This window comes from Streptomyces sp. MZ04 (genome assembly GCF_004684775.1).
GTDB lineage: Bacteria > Actinomycetota > Actinomycetes > Streptomycetales > Streptomycetaceae > Streptomyces.
In genome coordinates, this window is the sequence record NZ_SRIC01000221.1 from 1 (window position 1) to 14,317 (window position 14,317).

The 14,317-nt window shown below is 71.3% G+C and carries 14 protein-coding genes and 1 pseudogene; 8 read left to right on the forward strand and 7 right to left on the reverse strand.

Translation table 11 applies throughout. The features are described 5' to 3' along the window. Positions 1-46 precede the first annotated feature (46 nt). On the forward strand, positions 47-1,213 hold the full coding sequence (locus E2651_RS32125) for an acyl-CoA dehydrogenase family protein (RefSeq protein WP_135334780.1): 1,167 nt from the start codon (positions 47-49) through the stop codon (positions 1,211-1,213). Positions 1,214-1,235: 22 nt separating this feature from the next. Here E2651_RS32125 and E2651_RS32130 read toward each other — a convergent pair whose 3' ends face one another. Next, positions 1,236-2,837, reverse strand: coding sequence for a sugar-binding domain-containing protein (locus E2651_RS32130; protein WP_245239366.1), 1,602 nt, complete (start codon positions 2,835-2,837; stop codon positions 1,236-1,238). Between the two features lie 71 nt (positions 2,838-2,908). On the opposite strand from E2651_RS32130, the gene E2651_RS32135 reads away from it, so the two are divergent. Beyond that, a complete protein-coding gene (locus tag E2651_RS32135) occupies positions 2,909-3,565 on the forward strand; it encodes a substrate-binding domain-containing protein (RefSeq protein ID WP_280922816.1) in 657 nt (218 codons plus the stop codon). Between the two features lie 3 nt (positions 3,566-3,568). On the opposite strand, the gene E2651_RS32140 is transcribed toward E2651_RS32135, so the two are convergent. Next, positions 3,569-4,120, reverse strand: coding sequence for a cupin domain-containing protein (locus E2651_RS32140; protein WP_135334781.1), 552 nt, complete (start codon positions 4,118-4,120; stop codon positions 3,569-3,571). A 51-nt stretch (positions 4,121-4,171) separates the two neighbouring features. Continuing rightward, on the reverse strand, positions 4,172-4,744 hold the full coding sequence (locus E2651_RS32145; protein ID WP_209446301.1) for a TetR/AcrR family transcriptional regulator: 573 nt from the start codon (positions 4,742-4,744) through the stop codon (positions 4,172-4,174). Positions 4,745-4,824: 80 nt separating this feature from the next. Between E2651_RS32145 and E2651_RS32150 the strand changes: the two genes are divergently transcribed. Both E2651_RS32150 and E2651_RS32155 read left to right on the forward strand, forming a co-directional pair. Further along, positions 4,825-5,127 (forward strand): antibiotic biosynthesis monooxygenase, encoded by a 303-nt coding sequence (locus E2651_RS32150; RefSeq protein ID WP_245239364.1) that lies wholly within the window; start codon positions 4,825-4,827, stop codon positions 5,125-5,127. A gap of 9 nt (positions 5,128-5,136) precedes the next feature. After that, entirely contained in the window at positions 5,137-5,616 is a 480-nt protein-coding gene (locus E2651_RS32155; protein WP_245239365.1) for a hypothetical protein, read from the forward strand. A 50-nt stretch (positions 5,617-5,666) separates the two neighbouring features. Here the strand turns inward: E2651_RS32155 and E2651_RS32160 are convergent, their stop codons facing one another. Then, a complete protein-coding gene (locus tag E2651_RS32160; protein WP_135334783.1) occupies positions 5,667-6,026 on the reverse strand; it encodes a zinc ribbon domain-containing protein YjdM in 360 nt (119 codons plus the stop codon). A 54-nt stretch (positions 6,027-6,080) separates the two neighbouring features. Next, positions 6,081-7,112, reverse strand: a complete 1,032-nt coding sequence (locus E2651_RS32165; RefSeq protein WP_135334784.1) for a saccharopine dehydrogenase NADP-binding domain-containing protein — start codon at positions 7,110-7,112, stop codon at positions 6,081-6,083. Between the two features lie 97 nt (positions 7,113-7,209). Between E2651_RS32165 and E2651_RS32170 the strand changes: the two genes are divergently transcribed. Next, positions 7,210-8,163 carry a helix-turn-helix domain-containing protein gene (locus E2651_RS32170; protein ID WP_135334785.1) on the forward strand — a complete coding sequence of 318 codons (954 nt, stop codon included), beginning with the start codon at positions 7,210-7,212 and terminating at the stop codon, positions 8,161-8,163. Here E2651_RS32170 and E2651_RS32175 read toward each other — a convergent pair. Then, on the reverse strand, positions 8,144-10,432 hold the full coding sequence (locus E2651_RS32175) for a LuxR C-terminal-related transcriptional regulator (RefSeq protein WP_135334786.1): 2,289 nt from the start codon (positions 10,430-10,432) through the stop codon (positions 8,144-8,146). The two genes, E2651_RS32170 and E2651_RS32175, sit on opposite strands and share 20 nt — an antisense overlap. 245 nt (positions 10,433-10,677) lie before the next feature. On the opposite strand from E2651_RS32175, the gene E2651_RS32180 reads away from it, so the two are divergent. Together E2651_RS32180 and E2651_RS32185 are read left to right on the forward strand one after the other, a co-directional pair. Then, the gene (locus E2651_RS32180) at positions 10,678-11,328 is read left to right on the forward strand and encodes a class I SAM-dependent methyltransferase (RefSeq protein ID WP_135334787.1); all 651 of its coding nucleotides are present in this window, start codon (positions 10,678-10,680) and stop codon (positions 11,326-11,328) included. Between the two features lie 107 nt (positions 11,329-11,435). Then, positions 11,436-12,200: a class I SAM-dependent methyltransferase gene (locus tag E2651_RS32185; RefSeq protein ID WP_135334788.1), complete on the forward strand. Its 765-nt coding sequence runs from the start codon at positions 11,436-11,438 to the stop codon at positions 12,198-12,200. An 11-nt stretch (positions 12,201-12,211) separates the two neighbouring features. On the opposite strand, the gene E2651_RS32190 is transcribed toward E2651_RS32185, so the two are convergent. Beyond that, positions 12,212-13,027 (reverse strand): inositol monophosphatase family protein, encoded by an 816-nt coding sequence (locus E2651_RS32190; RefSeq protein WP_280922815.1) that lies wholly within the window; start codon positions 13,025-13,027, stop codon positions 12,212-12,214. Between the two features lie 266 nt (positions 13,028-13,293). Between E2651_RS32190 and E2651_RS32195 the strand changes: the two are divergent. After that, a pseudogene (locus E2651_RS32195) lies at positions 13,294-14,271 on the forward strand (PHB depolymerase family esterase); the annotation flags it as partial. Positions 14,272-14,317: the final 46 nt, after the last annotated feature.

Consider the following 14,317-nt stretch of genomic DNA (forward strand, 5'->3'; position numbering starts at 1 on the left):
CGATCCGCACACCCCGACCCGCACACCCCGATCCGGAGGCCGCCCCATGCGCACCCACCCCTTCGACCTGTTCGCCATCGACGGCCTGCTCACCGAGGAGGAGCGCGAGATCCAGCGCACGGTCCGCACCATGGGCGAGCGCGAACTGCGCCCGCAGGTCGCGCAGTGGTTCGAGGACGGCGCCATACCCGCCCGTGAACTCGCCCGCGAACTGGGCAAGTTGGGGGTCCTCGGCATGCACCTGGAGGGCTACGGCTGCGCCGGCACCAGCGCCCTGTCCTACGGCCTCGCCTGCCTCGAACTGGAGGCCGTCGACTCCGGACTGCGCAGCCTGGTGTCCGTCCAGGGCTCACTCGCCATGTACGCGATCTGGAAGTACGGCTCCGAGGAGCACAAGCAGGAATGGCTGCCCGGCATGGCCGCGGGCGAGAAGATCGGCTGCTTCGGCCTGACCGAGCCCGACGCCGGTTCGGACCCCGGCTCCATGCGCACGACCGCCCGACGGGACGGCGTCGACTGGATCCTCAACGGCACCAAGATGTGGATCACCAACGGCTCGGTGGCCGACGTCGCCGTCGTCTGGGCCCGCACCGACGAGGGCGTACGCGGCTTCGTCGTCCCCACTGGCACCCCCGGCTTCTCCGCCCCCGAGATCAAGCGCAAGCTGTCACTGCGCGCGAGCGTCACCAGCGAGCTCGTGCTCGAGGACGTCCGCCTGCCCGCCGATGCCATGCTGCCGTCGGCGCGCGGGCTCTCCGGCCCGCTCGGCTGCCTGAACGAAGCCCGCTTCGGCATCGTCTTCGGCGCACTCGGCGCCGCCCGCGACTGCCTGGAGACGGCGATCTCGTACGTCGGCGACCGCACCGTCTTCGGCCGCGCCCTCGCCTCGTACCAGCTCACCCAGCAGAAGCTGGCCGACATGACGCTCGAACTGGGCAAGGGCATGCTGCTCGCGCTGCAGCTCGGCCGCCTCAAGGACACGGGGCAGCTGACGCCCGAGCAGATCAGCATCGGCAAGCTCAACAACGTACGCGAGGCCATCGCGATCGCCCGCGAGTGCCGCACCCTGCTCGGGGCCAACGGCATCACCCTCGAGTACCCGGTGATCCGCCACGCCAACAACCTCGAATCGGTCCTCACCTACGAGGGCACGAGCGAGGTCCACAGCCTGGTGATCGGCAAGGCCCTGACCGGCGAGAGCGCCTTCCGCTGACCCGTCAGTCCGTGCTGACCCGTCAGTCCGTATAGACCTCGGCCCGGTCCACACTCACGAACGACCCCTGGGACTGCCCGTTGTGCTCACCGGTGACCCGGACCCGCACGGTGTGCCGGCCGTTGTCGAGGCGTGGGCTGAGGTACTGCAGGGTCTCGCCGGTGCGCAGCGCGCCGTGGAAGTCGACGCGTTGTTCGGGGCCGCCGTCGACGCTGATGGCCGCGATGCCGTTGCCCGTGTCGCGGACCGAAAGCAGGGCGATGCGGGTGCCGGTGAAGGTGTACGTGGCGGTGTTGCCCGCCTGGTCGCTCCAGTGGTCGTCGCTGGCGACCCGGTGCGCGTACCCGGACGCGTCGATCACCGGGCGGGTGGTGTCGGCCTGCTTGGTGGCCAGGAACATCGCCCGCGTGACGTCGTCGAGTTGCGTGACGCGGTCGTGCAGATGCTGGTACGTCTCGTTGAGCGGGCACCAGCCGACGATCGAGGGATGCGAGTAGTCCCGCTCCACGGCCTCGAGCCACTGGGCGACGTACGCGGCGTCGGGGCGCTGATTGTCGTCGCGTACGCCGACCTCGCAGCCCCAGTCGCCGAACTCGCCCCACACCAGATAGCCGAGCCGGTCCGCGTGGTGGAGGTAGCGCTCCTCGAAGACCTTCTGGTGCAGCCGCGCCCCGTTGAAGCCCGCGTCCAGACCCAGCTGGATGTCGCGTACGAGATCGGCGTCGTCCGGGGCCGTCATCAGCCCGTCCGGGTAGTAGCCCTGGTCGAGGACGAGGCGCTGGAAGACCGGCTCGCCGTTCAGGAGCAGCCGCTTGCCGTCGACGGAGACCGAGCGCAGGCCCGCGTAGGACCGGGCCGTGTCCACGATCTGGCCCTCGGCGTCGAGGACTTCGAGGGTGAGGCCGTACAGGTGCGGGTCCCGCGGCGACCAGACGCGCAGCCGGTCGGCGGGCAGCGGCAGGACCAGGCGCGGGCACAGGTCCAGGTCCGCGCGGGCATCGGCCGTGACGACCGCACCCCGCTCGTCTTCGAGGGCGGCGCGGACGCGGTGGCCGCGGGCGTTGGCGGTCAGCGGCAGTTCCAGGAAGAACGCGCCCGATGCCAGGTCGGGGGTGATGCGCGGCCGCTTGAGGGCGACGGCCCGCGGCACCGGCTCGAGCCACACGGTCTGCCAGATGCCGGTCGTACGCGTGTAGTGGCAGTGGGAGTTGGCGTACCAGGTGGCCTGCTTGCCGCGCGCCTGGACGCCGTGCCGACTGTCGCGGGCGCGCACCACCAGCGTCAACTCCTCGCCGGGTAGGGCGACTTCGCCGAGGTCGGCGGTGAACGGGGTGAAGCCGCCGCGGTGCCGCGCGACCTCGACGCCGCCCGCCCAGGCCATGGTGTCGTGGTCCACCGCACCGAAGTGCAGCAGTACCCGGGAACCGGCCCACTCGGCGGGCACCGTCACGGTGCGCCGGTACCAGACGGCCTCCAGGAAGTCGGTCTCGCCGATGCCGGACAGCGCCGACTCGGGGCAGAACGGCACGACGATGCGGTCGGCGAGTTCACGGTCGCGCAGACCGCGCTCCAGGCCCGTGTCGGAGCGGTCGATCTCGAACTGCCACTCGCCGTTGAGGTTCAGCCACGCCTCGCGGGCGAACTGCGGACGGGGGTACTCGGGGCGGTTTCGACGCCCAGTTCTCCGACGGCGTCATCCTCAGCCCGCTGGCCCTGCGGCCCCGCGACCTGGCCACGCGCGACCGCAGACTCCCCGTGGTCCTGCTCGGCGAACGGCCCGCCGAGGACGGCACCGACCACGTGGGCATCGACAACGTACGCGCCGCACGGGAAGCCACCGAGCACCTGCTCTCCCGCGGCCGGCGCCGCATCGCCGTCGTCGGCGGGATGGTGCGCGGCCGCCAGGGCACCGACCGGCTGCGCACCGACGGCTACCGCGAGGCCCTGGCGGCGGCCGGTGTCCCCTTCGACGCCGACCTGGTGGTGCCCGTGGACGCCTACCACTGGCGCGACGGAGCCCGCGCCGCAGCGGCCCTGATGGACCGTAAGGCACGCCCGGACGCGCTGCTCTGCCTCAACGACCACCTGGCCCTCGGCGCGCTGCGGGCCCTGTACGAACGGGGCAGCGCCGTGCCGGGCGACCTGGACGTGGTGGGCTTCGATGACATCGAGGCCTCCCGCTTCAGCGTGCCCAGCCTGACGACGGTGGCCCCCGACAAGCGGGAGATCGCCCGCGTCGCCGTATCGCTCCTGCTGGAACGCATCGAGGGGGCCGACAGCGGTCCGATGCCTCCGGTGCGGGATCACTCGGTCGGGCACCGGCTCGTGGTCAGGGAGAGCACGGGCGGTTGAGCATCAGCCTTCCGCCCGCTCGGCGCCCGGCTCGCCGCCCAGGACGTACAGCTCCGGCAGGTTGACCACGACGGCCTCCTGCGTGCTGCGGGCGATGACCACGACCGCCTCTTCGTCGGGGCTGGGGTTCTCCTCGCGATGAGGGACGTACGGGGGGACGAAGACGTAGTCGCCCGGTGCCGTGCGGATCCGGATCTCCTGCGGGGTCCCGCCGGAGTCGTCGAGGAAGACGAACTCCGGGTGGCCCTTGATCACATGGATGGCCGTCTCGGACGCGCCGTGATGGTGGTTGGAGGAGGCGGTGCTCGGGGCGACGTGCGTCTGGCCCATCCAGATGCGCTCCGAACCGACGCTCCGCCCGCTGATCGCGGCGAATCGCCGCATGCCGCCCGACTGCGCCGTCTCCGCGTCGAGTTCGTCGGCGCGGATGTGGTGCAGACGGGCGCTGAGCGGCGATGCGCCGGCCTCATGGCCGGGGAGGTCGGGGTGGAAGGCGTCACGAGGAGCGGTGGCCGCCTTGTCGTCGGGAGATGAGGGCGTGGTGTGCGGGACCATGGCAACCATCCTGGCAGGAACCGCCACCGCCGATCATCGGTGGCACGGCCGTCAGCGGTCGTTGTCCTCGGGGCGGCGGTCGAGCAGCAGATCCGAGGCGCGGGCGACTACTTGGGCGCGGCTGCGGTCGCCGTGGTCGGCGGCGAGGAAGTGCTTGCCGATCGCCGCGCAGAAGGCGAGCAGGCTGCGGGCCTCGACCTCGTCGGGATCGGAGCAGAAGGTGCCGATCATCTCGCGCAGCAGGTCCATGCGCCGGTTGTCGACCCGGCGAAGGCGCTCGGCGACCGCCTTGTCGTGCCGGGCCCAGGCGCGGATCGCGAGGTCGATGGGGAGCAGACGGTCGTTGGAGAAGGTCAGCATGCCCGCGCGACGGATCTTGGACTTGGGGTCTCCGCCCTCCTGCTCGACGCGGTCGATCACCTCGTCCGTGCTCTCGCGCTCCCAGGTGTCGAGCATCGCCTCGAGGAGCGCGTCGCGGTCGGCGAAGTAGCCGTAGAAGCCGCCCTTGGTGACGCCGAGCCGCTTCGCGAGCGCCTCGACGCGCACGGCGTCAGGACCGGCGGCCGCCAGCGCCCGCAGGCCTTCCTCGATCCATCCCTCACGCGGTGTGCGTGTCTTGCCCACGATGTGCCTCACCTCACTTCTCCGCCGGATATACGCCACCGTATAAACGGGCTACGGTCGATGTGTACGCTACCGTATAAGTGAACGGAGACAGCGAGATGACCGTCGGCTTTGTCGCCTTCCACTACCCGCACCCCGAGCACTTCGAGGACTTCGTAGGCCGTGCGCACCGGGTGGGCGACGTGTTGCGAGCCAGCTCGGGGTGTCTGTCCGCCGATGTGTGGGCCACCCCCGACGGCGACGCCGTCGTCACGATCGGCACGTTCGAGTCCGATGACGCCCACCGGGAGGCGTTCGCGGCGGCCCGTGACCTGGGCGCGGTCGTCGGCTTCGACGAGCGTGAACGCAAGCCGCGCCAGATCCACCCCCTCGTATCGAAGTAGGGGGCGGCCGTGATCACGGGCGAGATCGACGGTGCGGTGGGCGTGCGCCGTCTCCCCGAGCCCTTCTGCGCGCTGAGTTCGCTGCCGGTCATCGACTACGTCGACCGCTTCGCCATCGCCACGGACGCCGTCGCCTCGCCGGAGCGGTGGGCCCGTGCCATGTTCGGCGATGTCCCCAGCCCCGCCGAGCGGTTCATCTGGCGCGGTCTGCTCGGGATCCGGCTCAGCCGGGGGCGATCGCCGCAGACGGTGGCCGGCTGGCGGATCGCCGAACGCGGCGAGGACTGGATACGGCTCGAGGCCGCCTCCTGGTTCCTGACCGGCAACCTTCTCGTGCAGGCCGCCGACGGGCGGGTGGCGCTGGGTACGTTCCTGCGCTACGACCGGTGGTTGGGCCGATGGCTGTGGCCCCCGCTGTCCGCCGTCCACCGCCGACTCGTACCGGGGGTGCTGCGCGACGCGGAGGCGAAGGTGCGAACCGCGCGCTGAGGGCATGAAGCGGGGGCCCTGGGGCCGGCGGCACGGGGGAGCGCCGGCCCCTACGCCTTCTTGACCACGCTGGACTTGAGCTGCATGGGGCCGAACCCGTCGACCTTGCAGTCGATGTCGTGGCCGTCCACGCCGTCCTCCACCAGGCGGATGTTGCGGACCTTGGTGCCCGCCTTGATCCCGCTGGGGCTGCCCTTGACCTTCAGGGTCTTGACCACGGTCACCGTGTCGCCGTCGGCGAGTACGTTGCCGACCGAGTCCTTGATGACGGCGGCCGCACCGCCGGCGTCAGGGGTCTCGGCGGATGCCGGGGACCACTCGTGCCCGCACTCCGGGCAGACCAGGAGTGCGCCCATCTCGTAGGTGAAGGCGCCGGTGCACTCGGGGCAGGGGGGAAGGATCTCGCTCACCGCAGCAGTGTAGGCGCTGACCAGCCAAGATGCCGCGCCGCCCGGCCCTGCCGGTCAGTGCGGAAGGTCGACCGACAGATGCGGGTGCAGCGCCCGCAGGAAGTCCGCCGCGTCGAACATCGCACCCGCCGATGCCACCCCCGTGGTGCGGGTGTCCCCGGCCAGGATGCGCCCCACGGCCTCCACCACCAGGGGAGCGGTGACCGCGTAGATGTCCTGGCCGCGGGCCGAGGCGCGGCGCTCGACACCGTCGGCGCGGACCAGCACGTCGACGACGAACGTCTGGTCCGACCGCCCCAGGTCGTCGACCGGCTCCGGCGCGGGCGTGTCCGCGTCGGCGAGGTCACGCGCGGCCTCGGCGGCCATGTACGTACGGACTTCGGGTACGGCCACGTGGCTGGGGACGGTGACGACATCGGCCATGGTGAACTCCGCGATCACCGTGCGCCGGCCCAACGGCTCGGGGAAGTCCCAGTCCTGCTCCGCCAGCTCGTCGTCGTGGAACCGCAGCTCCCCGCCCGCGAACCGCAACCGCCGGCCCCCGCGACGGTCATGGGACACCTCGCCCGCGGCCCGGGTGCCCGCCGTCGGGTGCCAGCTGGTCAACCCGTACGCGACATGCGCCTCGTCGGCGGCGGTCCAGTCGCCCATCGCCGCGCTCACCAACAGGTCGCCGAGACCGCCGTAGAAGGCCATCGCGGGCACCACGGGTACGTCGGCCTTCCGGGCCGCTTCCGCGTGGTCGGCGAACATCGCGGCGTTCGCCTCGATCTCCGCCGCGACGTCGACGTACGGGATCCCCGCGCGCAGCGCCGCCTCGACGACCGGGCCCCCCGTCACCGCGAACGGTCCGGCGCAGTTGATGACCGCCGCCGCTCCGGCGAGCGCCCGGTCCAGCGAGCCCGCGTCGTCCACGGTGGCCGGGCGCGCCTCCACATCCCCCGACTCGGCGGCCAGCGCCTCCAACTGCGCCGCGTTACGGCCGGACACGACCGTGGTGAAGCCGCGCCTGCGCAGCTCGGCGACGATGAAACGACCGGTGTGCCCTGTCGCCCCGTAGACCACGACTGTCCCTGCTGTACGCATGGTTCCCCCGCTCTCGATGTGCTGATGGGTCCAGTGTTGCCGCCGATACGCCCCGACCGTGATGGTCCGGAACGACAACACCCGTACACTTTCGGACATGCCCACTGTCGCGCTGCCTGCCGCCGGTCACCTGCTGCACTTCGAACTGGCGGTGGCCTACGAGATCTTCGGCAACCCGCCGCGCGAAGCCACCCAGGGCTGGTACGACGTACTGCTCTGCGGGCCAAGGCCGGTGCGGGTCGGCCCGTTCACGGTCGAGCCCGACCACGGTCTCGAGCGCCTGGCCGCTGCCGACACCGTGATCGTGCCCGCCTGCGCCGACATCGACGATCCGCTGCCGCAGGAGCTGATCGACGCCGTGCGGGCCGCTCACGAGGCGGGTGCACGGATCGCCTCCCTGTGCACCGGGGCGTTCGTGCTCGGCGCCGCGGGCCTGCTGGACGGCCGACGGGCCACCACCCACTGGGCCCATGCCGCGGAGCTGAGCGCACGCCATCCGCGCGCCGTGGTCGACCCGGATGTGCTGTACACGGACAACGGCAGTGTGCTCACGGCCGCGGGCAAGGCCGCCGCCGTCGACCTCTGCCTCCACCTGATCCACCTCGACCACGGCGCCGCCGTCGCCAACTCCGTGGCCCGCCGCCTCGTCGTGCCGCCCCATCGGCCCGGCGGCCAGGCCCAGTTCGTGTCCACGCCGGTACAGGCCACCGGCGACCACTCACTGTCCCAACTGCTCGCCTGGGTCCAGCAGCGCCTCGACCAGCCGTTGACCGTGACGGACATGGCGCGGAAGGCCAACACGAGCCCCCGCCATCTCGGACGGCAGTTCCGGTCGGTGATCGGGGAGACGCCGCTCCAGTGGCTCCTGACCCAACGCGTCCGCCGCGCCCAGGAGTTGCTGGAATCCACCGACCAGAGCATCGAGGCGATCGCGCTGGCCACCGGCATGGGCACCGCCACGACCCTGCGGCGCCAGTTCAAACGGATCGTCGGGGTTCCGCCGCACAGCTACCGGCGCTCGTTCCGCAGCGTCAGGCCTCCAGGCCCGTGATCTGCGTCCGCGAAGTGAGCCCCAGCTTGCTGAGGATGTGCTCCACGTGGGCGTCCGCCGTCCGCTTGGAGATGACGAGCCGCTCGGCGATCTTCCGGTTCGTCAGCCCCTCCGCGACCAGCGCCGCCACCTCCCGCTCCCGGGTCGTGAGGCTGCCCGGCTGCGCGGTGGCGTGCGGCGGCGCGGCGACGGGGAGCGCGTCCGTGCCCTCGGTCGCGTGCGTCACCGACTCCGCGAGGCTCAGCCCGGCACCCCGCTCCTGCTGAGCCGCGTACGCCGAATCTCCCAGCGCCGCCCGCGCCTTGGCGACGGCCGTGTCGTGTTCGGCGAGGAGAACCGTCACGTTGAACAGCCGCACGCCGCCGATCCTGACCCAGATCGCCTCCGCACTTCCGAGCAGCCAGGCGGCACGTTCGTCGCGCCCCGCGTGCGCCGCGGACCAGGCGAGCAGTTCCAGCGCGATCGCCGCGCCGAGCCGGTCGTCCACGGTCTGCTTCAGGGCCAGTGCCTCGAGCCCGAGTCCGTCCCGTTCCGCGGCCCGCGAGTCGTCGTGCGAAAGCCACAGCGCCAACTGCCGGTAGAGCAGGCAGTAGCTGCGCGTCCAGCACTCGCCGGGGGCCGCCTCCAGTGCCCGCAGTCCCTCCTCGGACACCTCCCAGGCGTGCTCGACATCGCCGACGAGGGCCGCGCCGAACGTCTGGATGAAGCAGGTGATGGCGAGACCGTCGTCGTCACCCAGCTTCCGGAAGGCGTGGCGGGCCGCGTCGAAGTCGCGATGCGCCTCGTCCAGGTGCCCGCGGAACTGGGCGAGGCAGCCGCGGAACTCGACGGCGTACGCCGCACCGCGCGCGTCGCCCATCCGCTCGGCCAGGGCCAGGGACTCCAGGACGTACGGCTCGGACTCGTCGTGCCAGCCCAGGACCATCAGGATCCAGGCGAGGCGGTGCAGGCCCTCGACGCGCTCGGGGCAGTCGGATTCCACCGAGGCCAGGCCGGACTTGATCCAGCGTGATCCCTCGCGCAGCCGCCCCGTCATGATCCAGTGCGTCCACAGCCGGGTGGCCAGGTCGAGGCCGCGCCGCGCGAGTTCGGGGTCGTCATGGCCGGTCCCGTACTCCAGGGCGACCCGGAAGTTCTGCAGGCAGCGGGCGATCGCCGTCAGCTGCTCCGGCTGCCGGTCACTGTGGAAAGGGCGGTCGGCGCGCTCCGCGAAGGCGGCGAAGTACTCCAAGTGTGCCCGGCGGTAGGCCTCTTGCTCACCTCTCTCCGCGAGCTGCTCGGCACCGTACTCGCGCAAGGTGTCGAGGAGCCGGTAGCGCGCCTCCTCCGTCTCGACCCGCAGCACCACCGACTTGTCGACCAGACCGATGAGCTGCTCGAGCACGGCCTCGGCGGGCAGTTCGCCGCCCCCGCACACGGCCTCGGCCGCCTCGGCGTCGAAATCCCCGGCGAACACCGACAGCCTGCGCCACAGCGTCCGTTCCTGCGGGGTGCACAGGTCGTGGCTCCAGTCGATGGTGTCCCGCAACGTCCGGTGCCGGTGCGCCACGCCCCGGCGGCCGCCGGTCAGCGCCTGGAACCGGTGCTCGAGCCGGGCGGCCAGATCGCCCAGCGGGAGCACCCGCAGCCGGACCACGGCCAGTTCGATGGCCAGCGGAATCCCGTCGAGCCGGCGGCAGACGGAGGTCACGGCGGCGCGATTGGCCTCGGTGACAGTGAACCCGGGCACGACGGCGGCGGCCCGCTCGCCGAACAACTGCACCGCCTCGCGGTCACAGGGCAGTGGCGTGATCGGGTAGGCGAACTCGCCCGGTACGTCCAGCGGTTGGCGGCTGGTGGTCAGGACCGTGACTTCGGGCGCCATGCGCAGGATCAGGTCGGCGAGCATCGCGCAGGCGTCCACCAGGTGTTCACAGGTGTCCAGGACGAGCAGCAGCCGCTTGCCGGAGAGGTAGGCGACCACGAGATCCACCGGGGCACGGTCACCCTGCTCGGAGAGCCCGAGCGCCGCGGCCACCGTGTGCGGGAGCAGCACCGGGTCGTGCAGTGACGACAGTTCGACGAAACAGGCACCGTCGGCGAAGCGCGGCAGCGCCGTGCGGGCGGTGCGCAGCGCGAGCCGCGTCTTACCCACTCCGCCGGGCCCGATGAGCGACACCAGCCGGGCCTTGTCCACCAGAGCGCCGATCTCGCGCAGCTCCCGCTCACGTCCGATGAAGCCCGTGACTTCGAGGGGCAGCCCCACGACATGCTCTCGGACATGTCCCAACCGCATTGTGTGTGCCCGCTTTCGCCCGCCGTGCGCCTGACTGGGAGTTCCCACGCTACGCATCGTTCCGCACCCCGCGGTGCCGTTCCGACCACTCTCCGCGACTGTCACCGCGAAGGTGGCGAGGACGGATGGATCGCGCCATCCGAAGTGGCTGGATCATGTCCGTCCGTACGGTGAGTCGCTCGGGTCACGCGAGGGGGCGGCCGTCGGCCCGAGCCGGCAGGCCCCTAGTATCCGCCCTTGTGACTCAACCTTCCTCCTACCTCAGTGCGACGGCGGATGCCTACGACGCCATGGCCGTCATCTACGCGGAATTCGCCCGTGACTCGCTGGACGCTCTTCCCCTGGATCGCGCGGTGCTCGCCGCGTTCGCCGACCTCGTGCGGAGCGCCGACGCGGGGCTCGTCGCCGAGTTGGGCTGCGGTCCGGGACAGACGACCGCGCATCTGCGGGACCTGGGTCTTGACGTCTTCGGTGTCGACCTCTCGCCGGTGATGATCGACATCGCCCGCCGGACCTACCAGGACCTGCGCTTCGAGGTCGGTTCGATGGACGCACTGGACTTGGCCGACGGCAGGCTGAACGGCATCGTGTCCTGGTACTCGGTCATTCACACGCCGCCTCAGGAACTGCCCCCGTACTTCACCGAGTTCGGGCGGGTGCTCGCACCCGGCGGTCATCTCCTGCTCGGCTTCTTCGAGTCGGAGGGGGAGCCGGTCACGCCGTTCGACCACAAGGTGGCGACTGCCTACCGGTGGCCGATCGACGACCTCGCGGGGCTGGCCGGCACGGCCGGATTCGTCGAAGTCGGCCGGATGCTGCGTGAGCCGGGCGAGGGGGAGCGGTTCCGCCGGGGCAGTTTGCTTCTGCGTAAGGCTGATGCGCAGGGCTGATGCGCAGGGCTGACGCGTAAGGCTGAGCCGAAATCCCCGCCGCCTGCGCGTACTTGAACGCGCAGGCGGTCTTGTCCTGCGGCGTCAGAGCCGTAAGCATGATCGGCATGGGCAGGGTCTACGACGATGAGCGGCTGGCGGGCGTATACCAGGGCGGCAATGAGATGCCCGACGCATCGCTCCGCGACTGGACACACTTGATCGGTTCCTTCGCGGGCCGCCCGTCGCCCGCGGTGGTGGAGATCGGGGCGGGCACCGGCATGTTCTGCGCGTCGATGGCCCGCCGGCTCAACCCCTCGCGAGTGATCGGGATCGACGCCTCCGTGCCCATGCTCACCCAAGCCGAGCGGCACAACTCCCATGCCGCGGTCCAGTACGTGGCCGGCACCGCCGAAGCCGTGCCCACCGGCTCCGACCTGTTCGACCTGGCCCTGCTGTCGCGCGTGATCCACCATCTGCCCGACCGCGTGAGGGTCGCCCACGAGCTGGCCCGGATCCTCCGTCCCGGCGGAACGACCGTCATCCGTACGACATTTCGCGAGCGGCTCGACGCCCTGGTCTACGACTACTGGCCCGGCCTCCGCGAGTCGGACGAGCGGCGTTTTCCCTCCAGGTCCGAGGTGCTCGAGGACTTCGCCTCGGCCGGCTTCACGGTCCGGACCGTCATCTCCTTCGCTCGCCCTGTCACCGCAGGCCTCCGCGATTACCACGCCCGCATGACCTCGCGGCCCCAGTCGAAGTTCGCCGGGCTCACCGCCGCAGAATTCCAGGAAGGACTCGGGCGGCTGCGCGCCGACGCCGAGGACGAGTCGACGACCCGACCGGTTCCTGTGCGGGAGCGGTACGACGTGGCCGTGCTGTCGCTCGCGTGAGCACGCGCAACCTAGCGATCCGACGGCGCCTGACTGCCGATCATGTCCAGGAGCGCGGCATGGGTCTGCCGATCGGCCGCCACGATCAGTCCGCCCGCACCCGTGTGCAGAGGCTGGCCGTGGATGCCGGTCACCGTGCAGCCGGCGGCTCGGCACAGGGCGATGCCGGTGGAGAAGTGCACGCTGTCCCGGAGATGCCCGTCGGTGATGTAGGCGGCCCGGCGGCCGGCCGCGACCCAGGCCACCGCCAGCGTGGTGGAGACGACACGGGGCCGGAATCCCTGGACGAAGTCCGGGTCGGCGAGCAGCCGAACCGCCCGGAAGGAAGAGGCGTTCGGGAACGGCGGGTCCAGGTTGACGTCCACAAGGCGTGAATCGGGGGAGGGCGTCAGTTCCTCGTCCACGCCACCGCGGCGCAGGCAGGCGCGTTCCCCGTCGGTCCAGAACACCTCTTCGGCGAACGGATCGGCCGACGCGGCGGCCGTGATGTCCGTGCCCACCCGCAGGGCGACGTTCACCGCGACCAGCGTGGTGTGCGCGGCGTAGTTCAGCGTGCCGCACAGGGGGTCGACCAGCCATCGGCGAGCCGCGTCGCCCGCGCCCTGGTGGCCGCCTTCCTCGCCGGTGACGGCGTCATCGGGCCGAGCGGTGCGCAGGATGTCGCAGATGGCCTTCTCCGCCGCGAGGTCCGCGGCCGTCGCGAAGTCGCCGGACGTCTTCTCGAACCGGGGCAGCGAGTCCCCGTACATGGTGCGCACGACAGCGGCTCCGGCTTGCGCCGCCGCCACCGCCAGTTCGGCATCAGATTCCGTCTTCAATGTCAGCACGCTCGCACAGTACTCATGGTGGTTGACGGCCCGCGCCGGACCCCGGCGTGAACTCTTTGTCGGTTGCGGGCTGCGCAACAGTGCGAACGCCCCTGGTGCGCACTGCGGTTGTGGCGTCCGTCGCCATGTCGCGGCGGCCGGAACGCCTCCTAGGGTGACCGGCACCTCGGCTGCCCCAGGAGGCTTCCATGCCGTACGGAATCGCCCAACCCCCCACCCAGACAGCCCCGTTGTCCCGCCGAGCGGCGGCATGGCTCAGACGCCGACTGCGCAGGATCGGCCTGCCGGCCGCCGCTCTCGCCCTCGCCGCCGGGGCCTCCCTGTTCGCCCCGGCGTCGCAGGCCGATGCGGCGGTCGCCCTGGAGAGGGTGACCGACTTCGGGGCCAATCCGGGTGCCCTGAACATGTACGTGTACCGGCCGCGATCCGCGCCCGCCCGTCCGGCGGTGGTGGTGGCCCTGCACGGCTGCACGCAGAGCGCCCAGATCTATGCCGACAACTCGGGACTGACCAAGTTCGCCGATCAGTACGGGTTCCTGCTCGTCTTCGCCGAGACGACGACGTCGAACAACATCAACAAGTGCTTCAACTGGTTCCAGAGCGGCGACACGCAGCGCGGTCAGGGAGAGGCCGCGTCGATCCGGCAGATGGTCGCCAAGGCCGGCTCCGCCTACGGCGGTGACCCCGCCCGAACTTACGTAACGGGCCTGTCCGCGGGCGGTGCGATGACCGCGGCCATGCTCGCCACCTACCCGGACGTCTTCCAGGCCGGGGCAGTGGTCGCGGGCCTGCCCTACCGCTGCGCCACCGACGTCGTCTCCGCGTACACCTGCATGAACCCGGGGGTGAACCGGACCCCCGCGGCCTGGGCGAAGAACGTGACGGACGCCGCCCCCGGCCACACAGGGCCCTGGCCGCGGGTGGCCATCTGGCACGGTGACCGGGACACCACCGTCGTACCGAAGAACGCGGACGCCCTGCGCGATCAGTGGACGGCCGTGCACGGCCTGGGCCAGAGCCCGGACCGTACCTCCACCATCGGGACGAACGGCACGCGACGGGAGCAGTACCTGGCCGCCGACGGCAGCGTCGCGGTCGAGGTCGACCGGGTGCCGGACATCGGCCACGGCACGCCCGTGGACCCCGGCACCGCTGCCCAGCAGTGCGGCGCCACCGGGACCGCGCACTTCATCGCCTCGATCTGCTCCAGCCACTGGATCACCGAGTTCTTCGGGCTTCACGGCTGAAGTTCCGTATCAGGTACCGGGTTTCAACCCGATCGTCCCACCC